Source organism: Citrobacter sp. LJND-P06 (assembly GCF_058188415.1).
On record NZ_CP187317.1, the window covers coordinates 4,466,776 to 4,491,415 of the forward strand.

At 51.5% G+C, this 24,640-nt stretch carries 22 protein-coding genes; 6 read left to right on the plus strand and 16 right to left on the minus strand.

What is annotated here, in order from left to right:
* Positions 1 to 13 precede the first annotated feature (13 nt).
* Positions 14 to 226 carry a YdgH/BhsA/McbA family protein gene (locus tag ACO7SM_RS21025; protein ID WP_490469092.1) on the minus strand — a complete coding sequence of 71 codons (213 nt, stop codon included), beginning with the start codon at positions 224 to 226 and terminating at the stop codon, positions 14 to 16.
* 128 nt (positions 227 to 354) lie between these two features.
* Entirely contained in the window at positions 355 to 1,191 is an 837-nt protein-coding gene (gene fdhD / locus ACO7SM_RS21030; protein ID WP_490469093.1) for a formate dehydrogenase accessory sulfurtransferase FdhD, read from the minus strand.
* 191 nt (positions 1,192 to 1,382) lie between these two features.
* On the opposite strand from fdhD, the gene fdnG reads away from it, so the two are divergent.
* Genes fdnG through fdhE form a run of 4 tightly spaced genes read left to right on the plus strand, consistent with a single transcriptional unit; the run spans position 1,383 to position 6,904 of the window.
* A complete protein-coding gene (fdnG, locus tag ACO7SM_RS21035) occupies positions 1,383 to 4,433 on the plus strand; it encodes a formate dehydrogenase-N subunit alpha (RefSeq protein WP_490469094.1) in 3,051 nt (1,016 codons plus the stop codon).
* Between the two features lie 10 nt (positions 4,434 to 4,443).
* Positions 4,444 to 5,346 (plus strand): formate dehydrogenase subunit beta, encoded by a 903-nt coding sequence (fdxH, locus tag ACO7SM_RS21040; protein WP_162381578.1) that lies wholly within the window; start codon positions 4,444 to 4,446, stop codon positions 5,344 to 5,346.
* Positions 5,343 to 5,978: a formate dehydrogenase cytochrome b556 subunit gene (fdoI, locus tag ACO7SM_RS21045; RefSeq protein WP_192613906.1), complete on the plus strand. Its 636-nt coding sequence runs from the start codon at positions 5,343 to 5,345 to the stop codon at positions 5,976 to 5,978. Before fdxH ends, fdoI begins: the two co-directional genes overlap by 4 nt.
* A complete protein-coding gene (fdhE, locus tag ACO7SM_RS21050) occupies positions 5,975 to 6,904 on the plus strand; it encodes a formate dehydrogenase accessory protein FdhE (RefSeq protein ID WP_490469095.1) in 930 nt (309 codons plus the stop codon). The genes fdoI and fdhE overlap by 4 nt, the downstream gene beginning before the upstream one ends.
* A gap of 37 nt (positions 6,905 to 6,941) precedes the next feature.
* On the opposite strand, the gene ACO7SM_RS21055 is transcribed toward fdhE, so the two are convergent.
* The 13 genes from ACO7SM_RS21055 to yihU all read right to left on the minus strand — a co-directional run bounded on the left by ACO7SM_RS21055 (position 6,942) and on the right by yihU (position 21,314).
* Positions 6,942 to 7,316 carry a type II toxin-antitoxin system VapC family toxin gene (locus ACO7SM_RS21055; RefSeq protein ID WP_490469096.1) on the minus strand — a complete coding sequence of 125 codons (375 nt, stop codon included), beginning with the start codon at positions 7,314 to 7,316 and terminating at the stop codon, positions 6,942 to 6,944.
* Complete coding sequence (locus ACO7SM_RS21060; RefSeq protein WP_490470993.1) at positions 7,316 to 7,558, minus strand: ribbon-helix-helix domain-containing protein; 243 nt, start codon at positions 7,556 to 7,558, stop codon at positions 7,316 to 7,318. Before ACO7SM_RS21060 ends, ACO7SM_RS21055 begins: the two co-directional genes overlap by 1 nt.
* 595 nt (positions 7,559 to 8,153) lie before the next feature.
* Positions 8,154 to 9,095, minus strand: a complete 942-nt coding sequence (fabY, locus tag ACO7SM_RS21065) for a fatty acid biosynthesis protein FabY (RefSeq protein WP_490469097.1) — start codon at positions 9,093 to 9,095, stop codon at positions 8,154 to 8,156.
* Positions 9,096 to 9,139: 44 nt separating this feature from the next.
* A complete protein-coding gene (dtd, locus tag ACO7SM_RS21070; RefSeq protein ID WP_013099363.1) occupies positions 9,140 to 9,577 on the minus strand; it encodes a D-aminoacyl-tRNA deacylase in 438 nt (145 codons plus the stop codon).
* Positions 9,574 to 10,446, minus strand: coding sequence for a virulence factor BrkB family protein (locus ACO7SM_RS21075; protein WP_276293317.1), 873 nt, complete (start codon positions 10,444 to 10,446; stop codon positions 9,574 to 9,576). The genes dtd and ACO7SM_RS21075 overlap by 4 nt, the downstream gene beginning before the upstream one ends.
* The gene (gene yihX / locus ACO7SM_RS21080) at positions 10,440 to 11,039 is read right to left on the minus strand and encodes a glucose-1-phosphatase (protein WP_490469098.1); all 600 of its coding nucleotides are present in this window, start codon (positions 11,037 to 11,039) and stop codon (positions 10,440 to 10,442) included. The genes ACO7SM_RS21075 and yihX overlap by 7 nt, the downstream gene beginning before the upstream one ends.
* A gap of 140 nt (positions 11,040 to 11,179) precedes the next feature.
* Positions 11,180 to 14,098 (minus strand): autotransporter outer membrane beta-barrel domain-containing protein, encoded by a 2,919-nt coding sequence (locus ACO7SM_RS21085; RefSeq protein ID WP_490469099.1) that lies wholly within the window; start codon positions 14,096 to 14,098, stop codon positions 11,180 to 11,182.
* A 530-nt stretch (positions 14,099 to 14,628) separates the two neighbouring features.
* Complete coding sequence (locus tag ACO7SM_RS21090; protein WP_490469100.1) at positions 14,629 to 15,504, minus strand: aldose epimerase family protein; 876 nt, start codon at positions 15,502 to 15,504, stop codon at positions 14,629 to 14,631.
* Between the two features lie 4 nt (positions 15,505 to 15,508).
* Positions 15,509 to 16,861, minus strand: a complete 1,353-nt coding sequence (locus ACO7SM_RS21095) for an MFS transporter (protein WP_490469101.1) — start codon at positions 16,859 to 16,861, stop codon at positions 15,509 to 15,511.
* A gap of 103 nt (positions 16,862 to 16,964) precedes the next feature.
* Positions 16,965 to 18,398: an MFS transporter gene (locus ACO7SM_RS21100; protein ID WP_490469102.1), complete on the minus strand. Its 1,434-nt coding sequence runs from the start codon at positions 18,396 to 18,398 to the stop codon at positions 16,965 to 16,967.
* Positions 18,399 to 18,467: 69 nt separating this feature from the next.
* Entirely contained in the window at positions 18,468 to 19,478 is a 1,011-nt protein-coding gene (locus tag ACO7SM_RS21105; protein ID WP_301702204.1) for a zinc-dependent alcohol dehydrogenase, read from the minus strand.
* Between the two features lie 32 nt (positions 19,479 to 19,510).
* Positions 19,511 to 20,398, minus strand: coding sequence for an aldolase (locus ACO7SM_RS21110; RefSeq protein WP_490469103.1), 888 nt, complete (start codon positions 20,396 to 20,398; stop codon positions 19,511 to 19,513).
* A 25-nt stretch (positions 20,399 to 20,423) separates the two neighbouring features.
* The gene (gene yihU, locus ACO7SM_RS21115; protein ID WP_490469104.1) at positions 20,424 to 21,314 is read right to left on the minus strand and encodes a sulfolactaldehyde 3-reductase; all 891 of its coding nucleotides are present in this window, start codon (positions 21,312 to 21,314) and stop codon (positions 20,424 to 20,426) included.
* Positions 21,315 to 21,486: 172 nt separating this feature from the next.
* Between yihU and ACO7SM_RS21120 the strand changes: the two genes are divergently transcribed.
* Both ACO7SM_RS21120 and ACO7SM_RS21125 read left to right on the plus strand, forming a co-directional pair.
* Positions 21,487 to 22,383: a sugar kinase gene (locus ACO7SM_RS21120; RefSeq protein WP_490469105.1), complete on the plus strand. Its 897-nt coding sequence runs from the start codon at positions 21,487 to 21,489 to the stop codon at positions 22,381 to 22,383.
* A gap of 39 nt (positions 22,384 to 22,422) precedes the next feature.
* Positions 22,423 to 23,211, plus strand: coding sequence for a DeoR/GlpR family DNA-binding transcription regulator (locus ACO7SM_RS21125; RefSeq protein ID WP_490469106.1), 789 nt, complete (start codon positions 22,423 to 22,425; stop codon positions 23,209 to 23,211).
* Between the two features lie 64 nt (positions 23,212 to 23,275).
* On the opposite strand, the gene ACO7SM_RS21130 is transcribed toward ACO7SM_RS21125, so the two are convergent.
* Positions 23,276 to 24,541 carry an MFS transporter gene (locus ACO7SM_RS21130; protein ID WP_490469107.1) on the minus strand — a complete coding sequence of 422 codons (1,266 nt, stop codon included), beginning with the start codon at positions 24,539 to 24,541 and terminating at the stop codon, positions 23,276 to 23,278.
* Positions 24,542 to 24,640: the final 99 nt, after the last annotated feature.

A 24,640-nucleotide genomic window follows, 5' to 3' on the forward strand; every position in this document is an offset into this window, starting at 1 on the left:
CACATGCTTCGGCTTATTTCAGCAGTTCAGCGGTCATATGCACGCGGTTACCGGTGTAAGCCTGAGTGATTTTGTAATCGCTGGCACCTGCGCGTTCTGCCTGGGCTGCGATTTTTGCTTCAGCGCTTTCCAGCGTCGAGCCTGTCGCGGTAATAGACTGGGCAGCGAAAGAACCGAAAGAGGTAGCGAGAGCGATGACTGCGACAAAAGTTTTGATGCTTTTCATGATGTAAACCCTTTAACTTAGCTGTATGAGTAAGGCGCCATGCCTTGATGTGATAAATAATAGGCGGTTACTCAAACAACTAAAAGCGGAAGGATTTGCCATTCTTATTCAAATTAATTGAATATTATTTATTCCGCGATCAGACGCTCCGGATGGGTATAAATCGTCGCTCTGCCCGGTTTGCAAAAACCCACCAGCGTCAGATTACAGCGCTCAGCGACTTCAATCGCAAGCGTAGTGGCGGCGGAAACCGCGAACAGGATCTCAACGCCGCACATCGCTGACTTTTGCACCATCTCATAGCTGGCGCGACTGGAAACCAGTGCGGCACCGCGTCGCCAGGTGTCATCTTCCCTGCCACGCCGACCCAGCAGTTTATCCAGTGCAACGTGGCGACCCACATCCTCATGTCCCCCGGCCAGATGACCAGAGGGCAGAACCCATGCCGCGGCGTGCGTACACCCGGTGAGTTGCCCAATCGGCTGAAAATCGCTCAGATGCCTGAGGGCACCATCAAGGTTCGCAAGGTCAAACGTCTGGGTAAATGGCAGGGGTTGAACGGGTTTACCGATGTCGTTGAGTTGCTCAACGCCACACACTCCACAGCCGGTTCTTCCGGCCAACGCTCGTCGACGCTCTTTCAGCCCCATGAAGCGCCGACTGGAGAGTTCGACCCGGACTTCAAGACCGTTACAGGAAGGCACAACCTCGATCCCATAAATATCGCGCGGGTGGTCGATAATGCCTTCGGAAAGCGAAAATCCCATTGCGAAGTGCTCAAGATCTTTAGGCGACGCCATCATCACGACGTGAGAAATCCCGTTGTATACCAACGCGACGGGCACTTCTTCAGCGACCTCATCTGGCCGGGGATGGTGTAAATCCTCACGTTTCCATAAGGTCACCTGACGAGATCCTGTGACATTTATCACACTTTTGGCTTCTTCGGGATGTATCTTATTCACTTTCTTTTAACCGTATAAGAACACGCATACCAACAATGTGGTATTCTTTACAAACCCCTCCTGGATGGAGGGAAATTACCCCAATTCTGGACCTTTACGGGCATATCCGTAAAGAAAAATAACAACCACTCCCCGCGCATCTGGATACAAATGTAAAAGGGAAGTGACAATGTCGAAACAAGGAGCGAACCATGCAGGTCAGCAGAAGGCAGTTCTTTAAGATCTGCGCTGGCGGTATGGCAGGCACCACGGCAGCGGCACTGGGCTTCGCGCCCGGCGTAGCGCTCGCGGAAACACGGCAATATAAACTGCTGCGCACCCGCGAAACCCGTAACACCTGCACTTACTGTTCCGTCGGCTGTGGGCTGTTAATGTACAGTCTCGGCGATGGAGCTAAAAACGCCAAAGCATCTATCTTCCACATCGAAGGCGATCCTGACCATCCGGTAAACCGCGGGGCGCTCTGCCCGAAAGGGGCTGGTCTGGTGGACTTCATCCACTCAGAAAGCCGCCTGAAGTTTCCGGAATACCGTGCCCCTGGCTCTGATAAGTGGCAACAAATCAGTTGGGATGAGGCATTTGACCGCATCGCCAAACTGATGAAAGAAGACCGCGACGCCAACTACGTTGCACAAAACGCCGAAGGCGTTACCGTTAACCGCTGGCTCTCCACCGGGATGCTGTGCGCATCCGCTTCCAGTAACGAAACCGGCTATTTAACACAAAAATTCTCCCGCGCGCTGGGTATGCTCGCGGTCGACAACCAGGCGCGCGTCTGACACGGACCAACGGTAGCAAGTCTTGCTCCAACATTTGGCCGCGGTGCGATGACCAACCACTGGGTCGACATCAAGAACGCCAACCTGATCGTGGTGATGGGCGGTAATGCCGCTGAAGCTCACCCTGTAGGGTTCCGCTGGGCGATGGAAGCCAAAATTCACAACGGCGCGAAGCTGATTGTGATTGATCCTCGTTTCACGCGTACAGCGTCGGTGGCCGATTTCTATGCGCCAATCCGTTCCGGTACTGACATTGCCTTCTTGTCAGGCGTCATGCTGTACCTGCTGAACAACGAAAAATTCAACCGCGAATATACCGAAGCCTATACCAACGCCAGCCTGATCGTGCGTGAAGATTTTGGCTTTGAAGATGGCCTGTTTACCGGCTATGACGCGGACAAACGCAAGTACGACAAAACCAGCTGGAACTACGAGCTGGACGAAAACGGCTTCGCTAAACGCGATACCACCCTGCAACACCCGCGCTGCGTATGGAACCTGCTGAAACAGCACATCTCCCGCTACACGCCGGACGTGGTGGAAAACATCTGTGGTACGCCGAAAGCCGACTTCCTGAAGGTCTGTGAGTACATCGCAGAAACCAGCGCAAAAGACAAAACCGCCTCGTTCCTGTATGCCCTCGGCTGGACACAGCACTCCGTTGGCGCGCAGAACATCCGCACCATGGCGATGATCCAGTTGCTGCTCGGCAACATGGGAATGGCCGGCGGCGGCGTTAACGCCCTGCGCGGTCACTCCAACATTCAGGGGCTGACCGACCTTGGCCTGTTATCTCAGAGCCTGCCGGGCTACATGACGCTGCCAAGCGAGAAGCAAACTGACCTGCAAACCTACCTTGCCGCCAGCACGCCAAAACCGCTGCTGGAAGGTCAGGTTAACTACTGGGGCAACTACCCGAAATTCTTCGTCTCAATGATGAAGGCTTTCTTTGGTGATAAAGCGACAGCCGAAAATAGCTGGGGCTTTGACTGGTTGCCGAAGTGGGACAAAGGCTACGACGTCCTGCAGTATTTCGAGATGATGAGCCAGGGCAAAGTGAATGGCTATATCTGCCAGGGCTTTAACCCGGTTGCTTCATTCCCGAACAAAAACAAAGTGGTGGCGTCGCTCTCCAAACTGAAGTTCCTGGTGACCATCGACCCGCTCAATACGGAAACCTCGACCTTCTGGCAAAACCACGGTGAGTCGAACGACGTTGATCCGTCAAAAATCCAGACCGAAGTGTTCCGTCTGCCGTCCACCTGCTTTGCCGAAGAGAACGGTTCTATCGTGAACTCCGGTCGCTGGCTGCAGTGGCACTGGAAAGGTGCCGATGCCCCGGGGAATGCGGTCACTGATGGCGAAATTCTTGCCGGTATCTTCCTGCGTCTGCGCAAGATGTATGCCGAACAGGGTGGCGCCAACCCGGAACAAGTGCTGAGCATGAGCTGGAACTACTCCACACCACATGAGCCGGCTTCGGAAGAAGTGGCGATGGAGAGTAACGGTAAAGCGCTGGCCGATATCATCGACCCGGCAACGGGCGCTGTGATCGTCAAGAAAGGCCAACAGCTCAGTTCGTTCGCGCAACTGCGTGACGACGGCACCACCTCCAGCGGATGCTGGATCTTCGCCGGTAGCTGGACGCCGGAAGGCAACCAGATGGCGCGTCGTGATAACGCCGACCCGTCAGGCCTTGGCAATACGCTGGGCTGGGCGTGGGCATGGCCACTCAACCGCCGCATTCTGTATAACCGTGCTTCCGCTGACCCGCAGGGCAACCCGTGGGATCCAAAACGCCAAATCCTGAAATGGGATGGCGCAAAATGGAGCGGGATGGATATTCCGGACTACAGCGCCGCAGCACCTGGCAGCAATGTCGGGCCGTTTATCATGCAGCCGGAAGGGATGGGACGCCTGTTTGCTATCGATAAGATGGCGGAAGGGCCGTTCCCGGAACACTACGAGCCGTTTGAAACGCCGCTGGGTACTAACCCGCTGCACCCGAACGTTATCTCCAACCCTGCCGCCCGTATCTTCAAAGGCGACGAAGAGGCGCTGGGCAAAGCCGATAAATTCCCGTACGTCGGAACCACGTATCGTCTGACCGAGCACTTCCACTACTGGACCAAGCATGCGCTGCTTAACGCTATCGCGCAGCCGGAACAGTTCGTGGAGATCGGCGAGAAGCTGGCGAATAAACTCGGCATCGCCCATGGCGATACGGTGAAAGTCTCTTCCAACCGTGGCTATATCAAAGCCAAGGCGGTAGTGACCAAGCGTATTCGCACGCTGAAAGCGAACGGCAAGGATATCGATACCATCGGTATTCCTATCCACTGGGGCTACGAAGGCGTGGCGAAGAAAGGCTTTATCGCCAATACGTTGACGCCATTCGTCGGTGATGCGAACACGCAGACGCCGGAATTTAAGTCCTTCCTGGTGAACGTGGAAAAGGTATAACGGAGACGATATGGCTTACCAATCTCAAGACATCATCCGTCGTTCCGCGACTAACGGTTTCACCCCCGCGCCTCAGGCGCGGGACCATCAGGAAGAGGTGGCGAAGCTTATCGACGTCACCACCTGTATCGGCTGTAAAGCCTGTCAGGTGGCCTGTTCTGAGTGGAACGATATTCGTGATGAAATCGGTAGCAACGTCGGGGTGTATGACAACCCGGCGGATTTAACCGCCAAATCCTGGACGGTGATGCGCTTCTCGGAAGTGGAGCAGGACGACAAACTGGAATGGCTGATCCGCAAAGACGGCTGTATGCACTGTGCCGATCCGGGCTGCCTGAAGGCGTGCCCGGCGGAAGGCGCGATCATTCAGTACGCCAACGGCATCGTCGACTTCCAGTCTGAGCAGTGCATAGGCTGCGGCTACTGTATTGCCGGCTGCCCGTTCAACGTGCCGCGACTGAATCCAGAAGACAACCGCGTCTACAAATGTACGCTGTGTGTTGATCGTGTGAACGTCGGGCAAGAACCGGCCTGCGTGAAAACATGTCCGACGGGTGCCATTCACTTTGGTACCAAAGAGGATATGAAAACGCTGGCGGGCGAACGCGTGGCGGAACTGAAAACGCGTGGCTACGACAATGCGGGTCTGTACGATCCGGCGGGCGTTGGCGGTACGCACGTAATGTACGTGCTGCACCATGCCGACAAGCCGAATCTGTACCACGGTCTGCCGGAGAACCCGGAAATCAGCGCGACCGTGAAATTCTGGAAAGGCATCTGGAAACCTCTCGCAGCGGTCGGCTTTGCCGCGACCTTTGCAGCCAGTATCTTCCACTACGTTGGCGTCGGCCCGAACCGTACGGAAGAGGAAGATGACAATCTGCACGAAGAGAATGACGAGGTGCGCAAATGAAACGACGTGACACCATCGTGCGCTACTCCGCGCCGGAACGTATCAACCACTGGGTCACCGCCTTCTGCTTCATCCTGGCGGCGGTGAGCGGGCTGGGGTTCTTCTTCCCCTCCTTCAACTGGCTGATGCAAATTATGGGCACTCCACAACTGGCGCGAATTCTGCACCCGTTTGTTGGCGTAATCATGTTTGCCTCGTTCATCATCATGTTTTTCCGTTACTGGCACCACAATCTAATCAATCGGGATGATATCTTTTGGGCGAAGAATATTCGTAAGATCGTCGTCAACGAGGAAGTAGGTGACACCGGACGGTATAACTTCGGTCAGAAATGCGTTTTCTGGGCGGCGATTATCTTCCTGGTGCTGTTGCTGGTGAGCGGTGTGATCATCTGGCGTCCGTACTTTGCGCCTGCTTTCTCAATCCCGGTGATCCGATTCGCGTTAATGCTGCATTCATTTGCCGCAGTGGCGTTAATTGTGGTTATCATGGTGCATATTTACGCCGCCCTTTGGGTGAAAGGCACCATTACCGCGATGGTGGAAGGATGGGTTACCAAATCGTGGGCGAAGAAACATCACCCGCGCTGGTACCGTGAAGTTCGCCAGAAACAGGAAAAGTCATCTGAATGAGTATTCGCATAATCCCGCAAGATGAGCTGGGTTCGAGCGAAAAACGCACGGCGGATATGATTCCGCCGTTGTTATTCCCCAGGCTCAAAAATGTATATAACCGCCGCGCTGAACGTCTGCGCGAGCTGGCTGAGAATAACCCGCTGGGCGATTACCTGCGCTTCGCCGCGCTGATCGCACATGCCCAGGAAGTGGTGCTGTACGATCATCCGCTAGAGATAGATCTCACCGCGCGCATCAAAGAGGCAAATGAGCAGGGTAAGCCGCCGCTGGATATTCACGTTTTACCGCGTGATAAACACTGGCAGAAACTCCTGCTTTCACTGATTGCCGAGCTGAAACCCGAAATGAGCGGCCCGGCACTGGCAGTGATTGAGAATCTGGAGAAAGCGTCATCTCAGGAACTGGAAATGATGGCCAGCGCGCTGTTTGCCTCTGACTTCTCGTTAGTGAGCAGCGATAAAGCGCCGTTTATCTGGGCCGCGTTGTCGCTCTACTGGGCGCAGATGGCGAGCCTGATTCCGGGGAAAGCCCGTGCGGAATATGGCGAGCAACGCCAGTTCTGCCCGGTGTGCGGCTCAATGCCGGTCTCCAGCGTGGTGCAAATTGGCACGACCCAAGGGCTGCGTTACCTGCACTGCAACCTGTGCGAAACCGAGTGGCACGTGGTACGCGTGAAATGCAGCAACTGCGAACAGAGTCGCGATTTGCACTACTGGTCTCTCGATAACGAGCAGTCAGCGGTTAAAGCGGAAAGCTGCGGTGACTGCGGCACTTACCTGAAGATTCTCTATCAGGAAAAAGACCCTAAAGTAGAAGCCGTTGCCGACGACCTCGCCTCACTGATACTGGACGCACGTATGGAGCAAGAGGGCTTTGCCCGCAGTTCCATCAACCCGTTCCTGTTCCCAGGAGAGGGGGAATAAGTTCCATTGTATTACCGGGCGGCGTAAGTCGCCCGAGTTACAGTTCATAGGGCGTCACGACGCCAGGTATTCCCGCAAAATCCTTCGTATTACGCGTAACCAGTTCAAGGCGGTGAATCTGTGCCGTCGCCAGAATGATCGCATCCGGAAGCTTCATCGCATACTCTTGACGCAAGGCAACGCTTCGCTCAGCGATCTCCTGCGAAACTCCAATGATGTTAAATGCGTTCATCGCAACCCGCGTGCGATGTTCCTGATTGTATTTCCTGGCACCAACCAGTACTTCCATCCAGGTGATGAGGCTTATCGCGTTCTGTGGCGGCCATGCATCCAGCGCCTGCTTTGCTTCTCCCCGTCCGCTAAACAAATCGATTAAAATATTGGTGTCAAAAAGTGCCGATCCTTTAGCCATTACCACTCCTCGCGAAGTTTGCGCTGATATTCAACGCCATCTTCTTCGCAGCCTTGCCACAGGCCGAGTGCATTAGAAATCGTTGTTTCTGCCTGATCTTGTCTTTCCAGATACTGCTCGACCGCTTCCCGCAACAGTTCCGCGCGAGGAAGATTGCGCTGTACCTTCAGGTCATCCAGCCGTTTAATAACGTCATCTGATAAATCGAGTAAAATTCTGCCCATATCCAGTCCAATCATTATGCTCATATATATTTCCAGTATATCACCGCAGGTTAAGGTATGAGCAATTTACACCCGGGATATTATTAAAAATAGAGTGTTTGTAGGGGTATTTTTACTTTTGCGAGCATCTTTCCAGAATTCATATTTCCCTGCCTTCCCTATTCCCATCCGCCAAAAGTGAGCGTATAAAACTGTACATCCATACAGCAAAGTATGACCGGACTACATCATCACCCGCGATACGCTGCTTAGCGGTTATGAGATGTACCTGCCTTCAGTTGGGAGGGTTCAGCCTGGCAGCACGGGAAGTCGTACGGGATGTAGCATGGAAGGCGGGAAGGTCATACTCCCCGTGTCATTTTGCATTGCCATCGGGTGTTAATAGATAACACGCCAGGATGAGTTGATGCCCGGAACAACCCATATCACCATGAGCGATCACCCCGACCGACTCATGAGCAGAATGGTCGACACTGACCGCGATGATTCCGATGCCAGTGAAGGGGGTTAGCCAACATGACTATCGCTCACGTGCCCTATTTTATCGGCAGACGGATGATGGGGTTTTTATCATCCGTAACAACACCAACACACGAACCCGATTAGCTAACCCCTACTCTTCCTCGTTACCGCCCTCTTCATACGCACCAAACGGCTTTGCGGGAAGCACAATGTAAGTGCCTTCGAACACCACGCCCGGCACGTCATCACCGAAGAGTTCCACCTGCATCTGAACCCGCGCTTTGCGGCCTCTTGCCAGACGATCCAGATCGCCGCTCAACGAGCCTAAATCAGCGACGGCGCTCGGTTTTCCGCTGATGGGCTTGCTGTAGCGAATATGGGCATCAGCAAGAATAATCGTGCCACCAAGATGGCGTTCGCGCAGCATTAACCAGATAAGTCCCCACCCCGTCAGCGTTGCCAGAGAGAAAAGGCTTCCGGCAAATAAGGTTTTATGCGGGTTCTGGTTGCCCATTTCAGGCATGGTGGTGATAAATTTTTGCCCGGTGTACTGCTGAATTCGCACCCCCATTTTCTCACTCAGAGGGATGTGTTCGTACCAGGCGCGCTGTAGCTGCCCACACCAGTCGCCGCGGTGCAGAATGTCATCCAGTGTGGCAACAGGCTTAATCATTAAAAAGTGTCGAACCGGTGTGGTTTGCGGCGTGGTAATTTCGCCCTGATTCACAAAACCCAGTTTGGCGAAAAACTCGACCGCGTCTTCACGGGCGCTACACGTAACGCGCTTTACCCCTTCCTGGCGCGCCACGGATTCCAGGGTCATCGCCATCAATGTTCCCAGCCCCTTCTCCTGCACCGCAGGATCAACGGCCATAAAGCGGATAGAGGCTTCGTTGTCGGCATTGATATACAACCTGCCAACAGCGACCAGATTCCCCTCTTCGTCCACGACCATCTGATGATGCGCCATGGCATCCCAGGCATCTCGTTCTGAGCCTTTTGGCTGATGCAGAGGTTTACGCAGCATTTCCCAGCGAAACTGATAGTAACGCTCTAATTCTTCTTCTGTTTGCGGTACTCGAAGGTGATACATAGCTGTACTCTCTCTTGTTACCCGCGGCCACACCGGAAGCTGGTTCATACCTGTAACCAGAACGTCACGGGGCCATCATTAACCAGCGAAACCTGCATATCGGCAGCGAAACGCCCGGTTTGCGTGTTCATTTCCTGTTGGCGGCAACGCTCAACAAAGTATTCATATAGCGCTTCTGCGCGATCCGGCGCGGCACCCTTTGAGAAGCTCGGTCGCATACCGCGTTCGGTATCAGCGGCCAGCGTAAACTGTGAAACCACCAGCACGCTGCCTCCTGACTGCTGCACGTTCAGGTTCATTTTGCCTTCGGCATCGCTAAAAATTCGATAGCCCAGTACGCGTTCGCACAAGCGGTTCGCTTTCTGTTCGTCATCATCCTTTTCGACACCCAATAACACTAAAAGTCCTGGGCCAATTTCACCCGTCACCTCTCCCTCCACGGTGACGCTGGCACGGGTTACGCGCTGAATTAATGCAATCATGGTTGGTCTGCTTCTTCTTGTTCTGCGGCTAGTTTGAGTTTGCGGTATTCCCCGAGAGTGACAGTTATTTCTGCCCCAAGCAAGACGATACACCACGTCCAGTAAACCCAGACAAACAAAATTGGGATCACCGCCAGTACGCCGTAAATGAGCTGATAAGAGGGGAACATGGTGATGTAGAGCGCAAATCCTTTCTTCCCTGCTTCAAACAGGATGGCGGCGACAAACGCCCCGACTATCGCATCCCGGTTTGGAACGCGGATGGTGGGGACAACGCTATACAGCAACCAGAACGAGATCCAGGAAAGCAAAAGCGGAAAAATGCGCAGCACATCATCGATAACGCTATTGAGTTCACTGGCCCAGCGAAGGGAGAGTAGATATGAGCTGATCGCAAGGCTGGCGCCTGCCAGCAGCGGGCCCAGCGTCAAAATCATCCAGTAAACGGCGAAAGAGTAGACTTTTGGACGCGTGCGCTTGCTGCGCCAGATGGCATTTAACGCACTATCAACAGCATACATCAGTAACAACGCCGTCACGATCAGCCCGCAGGCGCCCACCACCGTCATCTTGTTGGAATTGGCGACAAACTGTTCGATATAACGCTGAATGACATCCCCCGTCGCGGGGAGAAAGTTGGAGAAGATAAAGTGACGCAGTTGAAGACTCACGTCAGAAAACATGGGAAATGCAGCGAAAAGGGCAAAAACAACAGCAATGAAGGGCACTAATGAGAGCAATGAGACGTAGGCAAGATTCCCGGCCAGGGTCGTCATATTGTCCTCATCAATGCGCTGCCACAATAACTTAAGCCAGGCCCATATTGGACGCGTATGATGCCTGGCTTTTTGGTGAACGTTTTTTAGCATAACAACTTCGCGAAATAGTCCGGGATGGTTGTTTTGTCGGTCACCCTGATGCTGGTGATCCCCAACTGATTAGCCCCTTCTATATTATCGCCGTTATCATCAAAAAAGACGGCATCATCCGCAGAAAAACCTTCTGTCTGCAGGACATGCTGGTAAATACGCGCTTCCGGTTTACGCATTCCCAGTTCCTGGGAAAGATAAATATGGTCGGCGGCCTGGCGAACTTCCGGGTATTCGTCCGGCCAGAATGTAGTATGCAATCTGTTGGTGTTAGAAAGAACGACAACGCGATGCCCTTGCTCACGCAGCTTTTGCATAATGCCAATCACGTCAGGGCGAATACCGACAAAAATGGCCTGCCAGCCATGAGAAAATTGTTCGTAACTCAGCGGCAGCGCCATTTCATGACAAATCGCCTCGGCGAAAGCCTCATCGGTTATTTCACCCCTTTCATGCTGGCGAAAGGCCTCTCCCATCGTAAAACTGTGCTTCAACGACGCCAGCGGGACACGGCTCAGATCGCTCCAGGTGCCTAACACGCGGTTGAAGTCGATATCGACAATCACATTACCTAAGTCAAAGATATAGAGCATGTTCTTCTCCTTGCTAGCCGTGGATGAATAACTGTAGCGGGAAAGGAGAGGTTTGACTATGTGTCACATCGTGAAACCGGTAACGGTCATATCTGAAAAAGGCGATGCTATGCATCGCCTTGTTTTCCCTGGTGTCGCGTTTAGAAACTGTACTTAACACCTAACATAGCCGCAGTATCGCTATAACTGTTGTCGCCAACCTGCTGTGCGACGTTGCCCCACACCTGCAGGCGCGGGTTAATTTGCCCTTCAACCCCGACTTTCAATTCGCCGATATTTTTAGTGCCGCTGATTTCATCCTGAATGGCCCCCATCCGGACACTCTGGTTGTGGGTATTGTGGATCCAGTTCGCTTCTACAAACGGCTGGAACTCACGGTTTTTATCATCGTCAATCGCGTTATGACCTTTCAGGTATGCACGCACGCCGAGTCGGGTCATCAGGTTGCCGTCTGTTGTGTCTTTCACCTGAGTGCCGTTGCTTTCGCGGTGCGAATCGGCCTGCACGTCCATCCAGATAGCCTGTGCTTTGGGTTGGATCCAGTAACTTGCACGCTCACTTTCCCCTACCAGGAAGCTGTAACCGCCTTCAATAGAGGCCGTAATACCGTCTGATTTGTATTTCTCGCTGGCCAGATGATCGCCGCTCACGGTGTTATCAAACCAGTTGTACAAAATCCAACTGTCCAGATAGGTTCCTGTTTTATCCGCTTCGTTTGCATACCAGGTTGCGTACAGACCTGCACTGTAGCCATTCACATGACCGCGGGATGCATACCCGGTGTATGTGTTTTGCGTTTTACTTTTCTGATTGGCATAACCCGCCATTACGCCAAGATGCCAGCGATCCAGACCATCACTGCTCCATTGCGCCAGGTCACCCCCTATCTGCATCACATAGCGGTTCGCTTTGGTTTTCAACTGGTTGCTGCCATCAGTAAAGCGGGTATGCCCCCCTTCGTTGCGCAGCCACAGGCTGGTCACTTTCCGTTCGCCTGTCAGCATGTCCGTATATTGCGTTTCTCCCAGACGGTCATGCAATCGGGTGATAAACAGGGTATTGGCCGCATAGTTGTTCGCCAGATAGGTACCAAATTCCGGGCGATACTGATGTTCACCGGGCTCGGGGGCCGGAGGTGTTGGTGGTTCCACCGGGTCGACCGGGCCTGGAGGCGCAGGCGGATCAACAGGGTCAACCGGCCCCGGCGGTGCTGGCGGATCAACGGGATCAACAGGCCCCGGTGGCGCTGGAGGATCGACCGGATCGGGATCGCCTGGCTCTGGGTCGGGTTCCGGGTCAGGATCGACCGGACTCAATTGGCTGGTGAGATACCAGTTACTGGCATTCTTCACCACATCATAATCATAGCCACCCGCCACGATACGCCCGGCTTTGGCAAAAGTACCGCTGGAGTTACCCTCAACCTGCACAATCTCAATACCATTAAGGGTCAGATCGCCCATCCCCCCGATATTGTTAATACCGACATGGGTATTACCGGCAGTATCCCCTTTTACGATCAGTTTATCGGTTAAGGATTCATCGCCTTCAAGCACAGTGTTGAGTACCAGCGTCCCGCCATTACCCGTATAATTACCTTCAACAATCAGTGTCTTGGGTGCCAAAGGAGCGCCTTCGTCAGGTGCGCTGAATCGCAACGTGGAGCGGTCATTAAGTGCCAGTGTAGTGACGACTGAATCGCCGGTCATCGACCAGATAGCATCATCACTGAGCGTTGTATTGACGATACCTGTGCTGGTACTCGTATCTGCCGTTCCCGTAAATCGGCTGCTGCTCGCGAGTGCCAGGTTCACCGTCCCGTTGTCGCTGGCGTTCACGCTGCCATCAAGCATTGCGGCGTCGGTAAGCGCCAAATTCACAATCCCTGACGAAGCCGCATTGGCGTCACCCGTCATCTGAGTCTGGTCACGCAGGGAAAGCGTGATAACCCCCTGATTTGTCGCCATCGCATTGCCATTAAAGACGCTGGGCTGCAAGACAGTTTCACCATCAACTTCGCGCAAATCGTCAATCATATTCAGCGCAATAACACCCTGATTATCTGCCCGAATATTGCCTTCAATGGCAAACAGTCCAGCGGTGTCAGTACTGGCATCAGGGTTCCAGGAACGCACCTCTGAACCTAAACCGGTCGACGAGATAGCCCAGGCTGTCGCTTTAGCAGTGGAGACATTAACCCCGCCTAACAACGAGATTTTGCCACCTTCGGTATTCACCTGTTTACCGGCTTCTGCATTAATGCCATTGGCGATTGCCGTTGCAGAGGTCGACTTATTATTCGTTCTTATCGTGGCATTATCACCGAGGATGACCTGACCCCCTTTGTTGGCAAACACAGCGTGGGACGACGTGCCAGAGGTCGTAATCATACTGTCGCGGCCAATGATGACTTTAGCGCTCCCCTTTTGCAGGGAGTTTTCGGCATCCGTCGCGGTTGTCGTTCTTTCACGGTTTCCGGCGTAAACACCATAGCCATTGCCATCGCTGTCGTTGGCCCCATACCCGGTCGTCGTAATTTGGGCATTGTCGCCGATGACAATAACGTTATTAACGTTATCCGATTGCCCAAGGTTTGCTCTCACCCCCATACCCGCAGCGTTTATGGTCAGGTGATCGCCGACAATGACCTGAATAGACCCATTGGAGTAACCAACGTTAATTCCGTCACTGGAGCTTGTTTTTGCGGTTAGCGTCGCATTATGACCAATAACAATGGAACCCTGAATATTATCGCCCGCTTTGGTCATGACCACATCTTGCCCGGAACGAAGAAAACCGTTGGTCGTCGCTGTCAGATTGTCGCCAAAAATCATACCGGTACTGATATCGCCGGGTGTACCATTGTCTTTGTTTTTATAGATGGCGGATCCCTGGTATCCACTTTTATCGGCGCCATTAATCGTATAACGATCGCCAAAATTTTCATTCCAGTAGACGAAACCATTGTAGACCCCGTCATCTTCTGCAAACGAGACGGCGGAAATAGTGCTGAGGCCCAGTGAAACGGCCAGCGCCAGCGGTGAGAGTCGTATTCTCATATATTACATCCTGTTGAATAATTTCCAGCGACAACGTCCTGGCAATAAGCATCGAAAGCTATTGAAAGCCAAAAAATCTTTAAACAATAGAATGCCTGTTCATTTTTAAATAAATGAAGAATCAGCCATATCGATAAATGCTTTAAGCTTTTTACTAAATACTATTAGCCATGAAATAAGTCAATAAATAGTCAGTAACAATAAAATGACAAATTTAAAATTGCCGTTTATATATTTGCATTATTCTTATAGGAAAATTATGTAAGATACATAATTGTGTTTCTGACTAATAAAAAGCTTATAAAACAACGGAGATGAAATACACATATGAACGCAGAATAATTCCCTTAGGAATTTTACAAGAAATACCAGGAAGATTATCTATTTATAAAAAATGTGAAGGGAACCGCCTTTGCAGACGGTTCTTTTATGAAACACCACCAGGACATAGACATAAAATATGCACTGCCATGGAGTGTGCTGAGAATAACAAGCTTACGTTCAGTCTCTTTTTATTTCAATGAGATACGTTAAGCCAATTGAGTAAACTGCCAACATGATTCAATGACCAGAGGAGCATCCATCGTGACAAACTGCGGAGTGAGGTTAATCGCATTCGGCGCCTGGGTGAGCGGATTAACGCATGTCGCATCGGGCTGTTTATCAAAGACTACCAGGCTTTGTGCAGCCGATGTCATGTTCAAACTCAATTTTCCTGGCCATTGCAATTTGACATCTAACCCGGCAGAAAAACCAAAACAGTCGTCCCACGGCCCTGGCTGAGGCGACGTTCTTCTGCCTGTCGGCAGCTCGTCACTTCCCGCTTCTTCCTGCCAGTCCGCATCAAAAACGACCTGTAATTGACCGTCGCTATTCTGTTGATTCAACTGTTTGACAAACCATGGATGCCAGCCCGCAGATGCAGGGAAGGATTCCGCCATTGAGTGGATCTCAAGGCGTAAGACCAGCGAATTCTCTTTAAGCGTCAGTATTTGCAGAACCTCACCCGACCAGGGCCATGGAGAACCAAGCGGCATTCGCAGCATCAGCGTATCCGTTTTATGCTCGACGATTTCCCATGATGAGTAGCATGCCATACCGTGCAGTGCATGAGGCGGTTTATTCGCGGGTAAGGCATAACGTTGATCGTTAACGTTCAATGTCGCATACCCGAGACGTCCAGCCCAGGGCACCATCGGAAAGCACCCATACTGGAATGCTTTGCGTTGTGGTTCCCACTGTCGCAAAACCTCAAAACCGAATGCCTGTAATGACGTTATCCTTGCCCCATCATGGGGATAAATCCGCAGGCAAATATGTTTATTTTCCAGGTGTACGGGATCGCCCATAGGGCCGGGCCAGGTGGCGTCAAAAGCGTGTTGTAGCGCTTGCTGGTGCTCATTCATGTCGTTACTCCCTGATATATCGGTAAGGTTTTAATTGTTTTTTCACATCGGGGTTATCGTGTGAATGTGGTTCGATAAGCCAGACGCAAATAAATGAGAGGATTGAAATACCAAAAAGGAACAATGCCACATACCATGGCTCACCTCCGCCTAGCGCGAGTAGGCTTGATGCGATAAGTGGGCTTAAGCCGCCAAGAATTGCGGAAAATTGGTAGGCAAAAGAAAGACCCGTATAGCGAACCCGGGTACCAAACATGCGGGTGAACAGTGTAGGTTGCACGGCGAACATCATCGTTGGGCCAAAGTTATAGCCCAGGATCATACTGCACCAAATAATGAGTGTACTTTTTGTATCCAGCAGTAAGAAAAATGGAAATGCAAACAGGATGCAAAAACCAGCACCGAACAAATATAATTTACGCTGACCAACCCGGTCGGAAAGCCATCCAACCAAAGGGCAACAAAAAATACCAATCGCTGAAGCGATAAGCATACCTGTTAATGGTACATCCCTTGATAACGCCAGTTGGCTGGAAATATAAACAATGCCAAAAGCATTAATAATATTTGATGAAACACTTTCTGCTAACCGCGCTCCCACTGCAAGTAGAATATTACGCGGGTGCTTGCGGAAGAGTTCAATCAGCGGCAATGGTGCTTTATCGTGTGTCTCAACCGATTTTTGTTTTTGAAAATCCAGGGTTTCTTCGGTATGCAATCGTATAAACATACCGACAATCAGCATCACAGCAGATAACCAAAATGGAATACGCCATCCCCAGGAAAGAAATTGTTCCTGGGTCAGAAAATGATTACAGAGCGCAAAAACCCCTGTAGCCAGCATAATGCCCACTGAAGCTGCCGTTTGCGGCAACGAGCCCAAAAATCCACGTTTTTCCTCCGGCGCAGACTCTATCGTCATCAACGCCGCACCGCCGTATTCTCCGCCAAGGCCAAATCCTTGTATCAGGCGAAGTACCATCAGAATGAGCGGAGCCCAAATGCCAATCTCCTGATATGTTGGAATAAAACCGATTAAAAAGGTTGAAGTCCCAACAATACCCAGAGTCCAGATCAGCGTTATTTTTCGCCCGACTTTATCACCAAAATGGCCAAAAACGATGCCACCCAACGGGCGGGTTAAAAAGCCCACGCCAAAGGTAGCAAAGGCGGCAATCAGACCAATAAAGGGATCGCTGTCAGGGAAGAACAGAGGAGCAAAAACCAGTCCTGCTGCTGTTCCGAAAATAAAAAAATCATACCACTCCATCAACGCACCAGCGAAGCTTCCCATGACGACACGTCTCATGGCTTTGCCGGATAGCCCTTCACTCGATCCAGGTAATTTTTCAGACATAATTTTCCTCTCCATCTCGGCGAGAAAGCTGCAGAACGAAACCACTTTATGGGTATAGCGTTTTATGAATCAGCGCGTCGGCAGAAGCCGACGCGCATTGTGATTATTTTTCCAACTCCGCTAATACCTGTTCATCCTCAGCATCGACATTCGCTCCCAGCGGTTCCCACTTAATCAACACACAGGTAAGGAATCCAAGGAAAGGGACAATCGCCAGCCAGTAAAACGCCTCAGTCTTCAACGCCCCCCATAACATAGGCCAGAAGATAAGCCCGGCAATGGCTCCTGTACGCATGATGGCACGCGCAAACCCGACACCAGTGGGTCGTATAGTGGGTGGGTAAGAGAGTGTTGCAATGGTCATTCCTAATCCGCCAGGACCGGCAGAGTGGAAGAATATAATCGTGCCCAGCAGACTTAAGGAAAGCCAGGGACTTGTGGTTGCCAGGGCACCTAACGCCAGCAGCGCCACGGTCACTAACGCAAATCCATACATGGACTGGAGACGTGTTCCCAATCGCTGGAGAATGAGCGAGCCGATTAAGCCGCCGGTGACCCCACAAAGTGCGTTCACTACCGCGGAACCCGTTAATGCGCCGGTTAATCCCCCACTCAGTATTCCCGCCAGTGTCAGCGGCAAATAAACGCCCACGGCGTTATATTGCCAGGCCTGCATGGTTGCCACGACACAGCCAAGAATGGTGCGTTTACGGTAGCGCGAATTGAACAAGATGCCATAACCGCCACGAAATTTACTTTCTGGTTTTTCAGCAGAGGTAGCATCTGATTTCGATAACTTAGCAACCTGAGCTTTAACGCCATAGCGTTTTTCCAGAATCCCGCAGGCTTCTTCATAGCGACCGACCCTTGCAGCCCACATCGCAGATTCACCGATAAAAAAGTAACGCAGGATCATGATAATGACGGCAAAGATGGCACCCGCGAAAATTCCGTAGCGCCAAAGTTGTTCTTCAGCAATACCAGAAAGAAGCAACGGAAGCAGAACGAGGTAAACAACGGTGGTTGAAACATACCAGGCCATTTGCCAAAGGTTAACTGACGAGCCGGTCTTCTTCGATGTTGATCCCCGTAATTCTGCCACAGCGTTTGTGGCCAGTGGGAAATCAATACCTAACCCAAAGCCCATCACGACACGGCATACCAGCACCCACCAGATATTAGGCGCAATGGCGACGGAAGCTGCCCCGATCGTGCACAACCCCATTCCGATGATAAATGCACGCTTTTGACCAAAGCGGTTAATGACACGGTTCGCTAATAGCCCGCCAATCAGTGCGGCCACTAACACGGAAGCGTTAACTGTCGCCGCCAGACCCGGAGAAATACCAAACTCGGCTGCAATGTACTTATTACCAAAACCCACCATCGCAGCCTGATACGCATCAATTAGAATGCCACCCAATGCGATAAAAATAACACCGATGCTGGTATTAACTGCTGAGTTTTTATTTACAATATCAATCACATCCTGTGGACGACCGATTGAGTATGGTGCAGGACTGGTGATTTGACTCATCGCAGTGTCCTTCTTCATTGTTGTAGGGTGGCGCTGCTGTTACGCAGCGCCAGACAGAGGTTTACACCATCAATCTTCAGCGAACTGCAGCATGACTTTTATTGAGTCATTTTGCTGCGCGCGTTCAAATGCCTTCGCCGCATCATCGACAGGGAACAAATCGGTGACCAGTTCACTGGTATCAAACCGACCATCCGCCAACCACTCAATAACGGCATCAAAATCCTCTGGTATATACATGCCGGAATTGAGCAAATCACGTTCAAAGCGTTGCATCATCGGAAGTGGGATTTCGCGAGGCCCACTCGGCACGCCCATACACACCACCGTACCGCCCGCATACACGCGCATGAATGCATCGTTAATCGTGGCTTGAGCCGCAACCACATCAATTGCGCCCGTGAAACGAACATCCGCATCAAGCTCGCCTGGTGCCCAGACATCTGCGGCGCCGAGCTTTAATGCCAGCGCGCGTTTGGCTTCATCGGGTTCGATAACGGTAATTTTTCCCGCACCCATAATGCGCAATGCCTGAACAATAGAGAGTCCAATGGTTCCGGCCCCGATGACTAACACGCTCTCCAGCGAGGCTTGCGGCATACGGTTTACACAATGACGCGCGCAGGCTGCCGGTTCAGCAAAGGCCAGAACTTTCAGCGGTAAAGACGCGGGGGCAACGTGGCAGTTCCGGGCAGGGACGATATGCTGTGAACGGGCAAATCCTGGTGCACGAAAGCCTGCAACCTGAGGTGGTTCACAGAGATTAAAGCGCCCCGCCTTACATGCACGGCACTCCATGCAGGCCATAATCGGATCGACAACAACATGGTCGCCCGCGTGAATGTGGGTCACTTCGCTCCCCACCTCCGTTACGCGTGCCGCAATTTCATGCCCTGGCACAACAGGAGGTTTCGCGAATGGATGCCCCCCTTTCAGGACGTGCAGATCAGAGCCGCATATTCCATAAAACACAGGAGCAATGCGGACTTCATGTGGTTTCAGTTCCTGGTGCGGCACTTCCACGTACTGGGTGGTGACTTTTCCAATATCAGAAAATAAAACCTGGGTAATTTTATCCATTGTTATTCTCCAGAATCGTTATGATTGGGTGATTAGCGTTGCGCGATACCTTCATCAACAATTTCCGCCAGGCGTTGAAGACGTGGAACGGAAACATCACGCAACATCGTTTGCGGATCTTTCGCCCCGACGACAGAAGCCCACACGGCACGCCCGGCCAGGAATCCTGAAGCGCCAGCTTTCATGGCAATGCGAACCGCACGCCCGAAGACATCCGCATCAACGCCAGATGAGAGAATGACCCAGGGCATCTTCATCTGGTCGTTAAGTTTCTGGCACGCAGCCAGTAACGTCTGTTCATCGCCTTTACCACCTAATGGCATTTCTGCCTTGTAGAGATCGGCGCCCGTACCGCCAAGCTCTGCAGCCGCCGCAACAATGGCAGCTTCTTTGTCAAATTCCCAACCCTTCCGAGGCGGGCGCACTACAGGTTCAATAATGCTCACCAACCCGGCGCTACGGCAGCGCTCTACAAATTCTTCGACCATCGCCAGACGCACTTCTGCTGGCTCATCTTCCCGCCACAGCACCAACAGTTTCATCGCTTTTGCGCCCATCTGACGCGCCTGATGCGGATCAACCGTTTTGTCGATTTCAACACTATCAACCGGAATGCCATTGCCAGGCACAAAGTGGTCAGCAGCAACGATCAGGCCGCATGAATCCGCCACGGCTCCCTGAGAGACAATTTCATCAAGACAAAACTGTTTATCTGCCAGAACCGCCGAAGCATAAGGAGAAAGGATCTGTGTTGCGGCGACTTTAAAGTCAGTTAACACGCTATCGGCAACGGGTTTTGGGTGTCCGGACGCGGCGAACATCAGACGCATGGCTTCACGTTGATCAACGGCCAGCATAGCGAATCCACCACCTGGGCGAGAAATATCTTTCAGCGTGTACGGGGTATTTTGGGAAGACATAGTAACTCCTGTGAATGTTTTAAATTTAAAGTGAATCCGGACGGCCAGCCTGCTGGCGAACCTGAGATAACAACGCACTCCAGTCCTGGCGCCCTCTGCCGTTTTCGCTGGCCGTGGTGTAGTAGGCTTCTGCCGCAATACCCATGTTCAACGGCGCGCCGGTCTGGTGTGCAACATCAACGGCAATGCGCAGATCTTTCAGTGCGAGGTCCACCATAAATGCCGGAGACAGATCCCCCTTCAGCACTTTCCCAGGCCAGGTTGTCGTAAAGTGTCCCTTGCCTGCGGCAGTTCCACTCATGACCTTAATCGCCACATCCAGGCTAAGACCCAGAGACTCACAAAGGACTGCGGCTTCTGCCGACAGCGCGTTCAGCGCAATACTCATGTAGTTGTTAATCAGCTTCACACGGATCCCCATTCCCGGGCCGCCTGCTTCTACCAATTCATTCCCCATACACATCAGAATTGGACGCGCCTGTTCGACTTGCTCAGGCGTACCGCCCGCAAGAATCAGTAATGTGCCATCAATAGCATTTACTGAAGTTCTGCCGACCGGGGCATCCATCATGCTGATGCCTTTCACTTTCAACTCACTGATCAGCGCATCCGTCTGGAGGGGGTGGATGGTGGACATATCGATAACTAACGCATCATGGGATACTGTTTCATGCACCCCGGAATCGCCCAACATCACCTGCCGAACAATGTCGCCATTTGGCAGCATGGTGATGATGAACTCTGCACCTTTAGCTGCTTCAGCAGGTGTTTGAGCAGCGGTTGCCCCTTGTAGGACTAACTCATTGACGGCCTGCTGATTAACGTCAAATACGCGTAAAGCATGCCCCTTTTGCAACAGATTACTGGCCATTGGGCTACCCATCTGGCCCAATCCCAGGAATGCAATGGTGGTCATGAACGATCTCCTGTCTCTGGTTGACAAAATAATTACAAATAAAAAGTCATTTTCGTCTGTTTTTGAGCATATTTGTAATTTATGACTAAGAACTAGAGGTGCGTCACTAATTTGATCATTTATGTCATTAAAATGAACAAAACAAGACAACTTCACACAGGACCAAACACATATGACCAGAATTGCTTGCGTCGGAATCGCCGTTCAGGATCGCATTTATTCTCTGAACACTTTGCCTGATGGAGGTGGTAAGTATCAGTCAAGTCAATATCTTGAGACAGGAGGTGGGCCAGCAGCGACTGCGGCGGTTGCGATTGCCAGGCTCGGGATTGAAGTCGACTTCATTGGGCGACTGGGCGACGATAGCTGTGGAAAAACGCTTATCAGCGAGCTTCAGGGCTGGGGAGTGAATACAACCTATTGTCGCCAATACACCAATGCGCGCTCATCACAATCCGCCATTCTGGTCGATAATCTCGGGGAACGAATCATCGTCAACTACCCGAGTCCAGACCTGGACACTGATGCGCAATGGCTAGAAGAGATTGATTTCACGGGTTATGACATCGTGCTGGCCGATGTACGTTGGCACGAAGGTGCATTAAAAGCCTTTACGCTAGCGCGGGCAGCCGGCGTACAGACACTGCTGGATGCAGATATGACACCGCAGGATATTACGCCTCTGGTTGCTCTTTCCGATCATGCGGTGTTTTCGACGCCAGGGTTAAAACGCATGACCGGACAAGATGACCCGACCACAGGTTTGAGTCTGGCAGCGACACAAACTGAAGGCCTGGTTTATGTCACACTTGGCGGGGAAGGATCGTTATGGATTGAAGATCAGCGCCTCTACCAGCAGTCTGCGTTTTCTGTTGATGTCGTTGATACAACCGGGGCAGGCGATGTCTTTCACGGGGCATTGGCCGTCGCGTTGGCAGAAAAAATGACGATTGAACAGTCAATTAGGTTCGCCAGTGCAGTAGCAGCAATGAAATGTACTCAGCCTGGGGGACGCGCCGGAATTCCTAATCGTGAGCAAACCGAATCATTTTTGTCACTTTATGCGTAAAATAGTGAACATTTACAGGGGAAGAGTACAGGAGTATTCATGAGCATCACCGAAGTCACCGGTAACCCTCGACACGATCAGCTTGTTCATTACATCGCTGAACGAGGCTATATGAATATCGAGGAACTGGCACAATTGCTTGATGTTTCCACACAAACGGTTCGCCGTGATATTCGTAAACTTAGTGAACAAGGACTGATTACACGACATCATGGTGGTGCCGGGCGCGTATCAAGCATTATGAATACCGCTTTTGAGCAAAGAGAGCTATCGCTCACTCAGGAGAAAGGGGCGATAGCAGAAGCTGTTGCCGATTATCTGCCAGAACGCTGTACGGTTTTTATTACCATTGGAACCACTGTGGAAGCGGTCGCCAGAGCATTGCTCAATCGCCGGGACTTGCGCATCATTACCAACAGCCTGCGGGTTGCTCAAATTCTGTATAAAAACCAGGATATTGAAGTAATGGTACCAGGAGGGACTCTGCGTGCGCATAACGGGGGAATTATTGGTCCTGCTGCAGTGAGTTTTATTGAGGAGTTCAGGGCCGACTATTTGATCACCAGCATTGGCGCTATTGAGCATGACGGGGCGCTGCTGGAGTTTGACGTCAACGAAGCCCTCGTTGCCAGGACAATGATGAAACATGCGCGTAATACGTTATTAGTTGCCGATCACACCAAATTTACGGCATCTGCCGCAGTGTCCATCGGTAACGCGCGTAAAGTGCAGGTATTTTTTACCGATGCCCCCCCTCCAACGTCATTCCAACAATTACTCAATGAGGAAAACATTGAACTAGTGGTTGCAGATCAGGATGCTTCCTGACGCTTCAAATAAAAAAGCCGCTGATTATCAGCGGCTTTTTTACATGCTTACTTCGGAGAAAGTATCAGGCTTCGGCTGCCTGCAACTCTTTCTTACGCTGGCTAATGCGTTTAACCAGCATCACCGACACTACCGCGCCGCAGAATGCGAAGCAGGCCATAATGCCGAAGACAATCTTATAACCGACCATGCCTGGGTTTAAATCCAGGATGTAGCCATAGAGACTGAAACAGAACATGGCAGGTGCGTAACCAATAAAGCTGCCCAGCGCCATCGCGGCCCCGGTATGGTTTTCCGCAATTTTCGCTTCGCCAATCGGTGCGAAGAAAACAGCACGCTGCGTAAATACGATCGCGCCAAATCCTAACGTACACGCCATCCCTAAATAAACCGGCATACTTTCATGAGGCAGCATAATGAGAAGTACCAGTGCGACCGTGCTGATCATGAAGGTGTAACATAAGTATTTACTCGGTGATTTCAGTATTTTATCTGAAATCATACCGCCAACAGGCCCACCAATCATTTTCAGGCAATATTGGTTAATGATGCCATAAGCCCCCACCAGCGCGACTGGCAGCATATAAATATTTTTCAGGAACGGAATGAAGAACGTTAAACCGCAGTAGACGGCATAGACAAAGAAGACGTTAAAGGCGATTAGCCAAATCGTTTTGTCTTTCAGTACCGTCGTCATACCCGGGCTTTTTTTCGCGTCTTCGGTTTCGCTGACATTGACCGTAGGCGCGTCCTCTTTATCGTTCAGAACAAAGAAGATGATGACCCCAACCGCAATGACAATGATGGAATAGAACCAGATACCGGCTTTGAATCCCAACAACCCGCTGCCAAACCAGGTGAAGACCGCCAGTGCAGAAAACGCCACAATAGTATCCACGATCCCGCGACCGGTTTCGAAGAAACCAAACAAACGCCCTTGCTGTTCGCTATTACCCAATCGGCTCACCGATTTTAGTAGCACTGGCCAGTTCATCATGTCACAGGTGACGCCAAACAACGCCCATACAAAGAGTATTCCCCAGTAGCCTGGCATCGTTGTCAGATAAACGCCTAACAACCCTGTGGCAATCAGCGAAAACGACATGGTGTATTTACGTGGCAGTTTGTCGGCAAAATAGATAGACAGGAAAAAACCCACCGTCGTAACAAATGAGTTCACCGACATCGCATTACCAATTTGACCATTGGTCAAATGAAAGTATTCCTGCATTGGTATATAAAACGCATCTTTTAATGACGGTAATTTATAAATTGTACCGCCACACAGCGTTAACAGGCTAAACAACGCCCATTTCTTTTTGGTGAGCATAACATCCCCTAAAGTATGACTAAATTCATTGTTTCTAAAGGCAATAGCAACCCGACCATTCTCCAGGAATGGTTTTCCATGCACATAAGAGAAATTAAA

Coding starts and splice junctions, on each gene's coding strand:
- ACO7SM_RS21025 (WP_490469092.1), bottom strand. CDS start 226: ATGAAAAGCATCAAAACTTTTGTCGCAGTCATCGCTCTCGCTACCTCT.
- fdxH (WP_162381578.1), top strand. CDS start 4,444: ATGGCTTACCAATCTCAAGACATCATCCGTCGTTCCGCGACTAACGGT.
- fdoI (WP_192613906.1), top strand. CDS start 5,343: ATGAAACGACGTGACACCATCGTGCGCTACTCCGCGCCGGAACGTATC.
- fdhE (WP_490469095.1), top strand. CDS start 5,975: ATGAGTATTCGCATAATCCCGCAAGATGAGCTGGGTTCGAGCGAAAAA.
- ACO7SM_RS21055 (WP_490469096.1), bottom strand. CDS start 7,316: ATGGCTAAAGGATCGGCACTTTTTGACACCAATATTTTAATCGATTTG.
- fabY (WP_490469097.1), bottom strand. CDS start 9,095: ATGTATCACCTTCGAGTACCGCAAACAGAAGAAGAATTAGAGCGTTAC.
- dtd (WP_013099363.1), bottom strand. CDS start 9,577: ATGATTGCATTAATTCAGCGCGTAACCCGTGCCAGCGTCACCGTGGAG.
- ACO7SM_RS21075 (WP_276293317.1), bottom strand. CDS start 10,446: ATGCTAAAAAACGTTCACCAAAAAGCCAGGCATCATACGCGTCCAATA.
- yihX (WP_490469098.1), bottom strand. CDS start 11,039: ATGCTCTATATCTTTGACTTAGGTAATGTGATTGTCGATATCGACTTC.
- ACO7SM_RS21085 (WP_490469099.1), bottom strand. CDS start 14,098: ATGAGAATACGACTCTCACCGCTGGCGCTGGCCGTTTCACTGGGCCTC.
- ACO7SM_RS21090 (WP_490469100.1), bottom strand. CDS start 15,504: ATGAATGAGCACCAGCAAGCGCTACAACACGCTTTTGACGCCACCTGG.
- ACO7SM_RS21095 (WP_490469101.1), bottom strand. CDS start 16,861: ATGTCTGAAAAATTACCTGGATCGAGTGAAGGGCTATCCGGCAAAGCC.
- ACO7SM_RS21100 (WP_490469102.1), bottom strand. CDS start 18,398: ATGAGTCAAATCACCAGTCCTGCACCATACTCAATCGGTCGTCCACAG.
- ACO7SM_RS21105 (WP_301702204.1), bottom strand. CDS start 19,478: ATGGATAAAATTACCCAGGTTTTATTTTCTGATATTGGAAAAGTCACC.
- ACO7SM_RS21110 (WP_490469103.1), bottom strand. CDS start 20,398: ATGTCTTCCCAAAATACCCCGTACACGCTGAAAGATATTTCTCGCCCA.
- yihU (WP_490469104.1), bottom strand. CDS start 21,314: ATGACCACCATTGCATTCCTGGGATTGGGCCAGATGGGTAGCCCAATG.
- ACO7SM_RS21120 (WP_490469105.1), top strand. CDS start 21,487: ATGACCAGAATTGCTTGCGTCGGAATCGCCGTTCAGGATCGCATTTAT.
- ACO7SM_RS21125 (WP_490469106.1), top strand. CDS start 22,423: ATGAGCATCACCGAAGTCACCGGTAACCCTCGACACGATCAGCTTGTT.
- ACO7SM_RS21130 (WP_490469107.1), bottom strand. CDS start 24,541: ATGCTCACCAAAAAGAAATGGGCGTTGTTTAGCCTGTTAACGCTGTGT.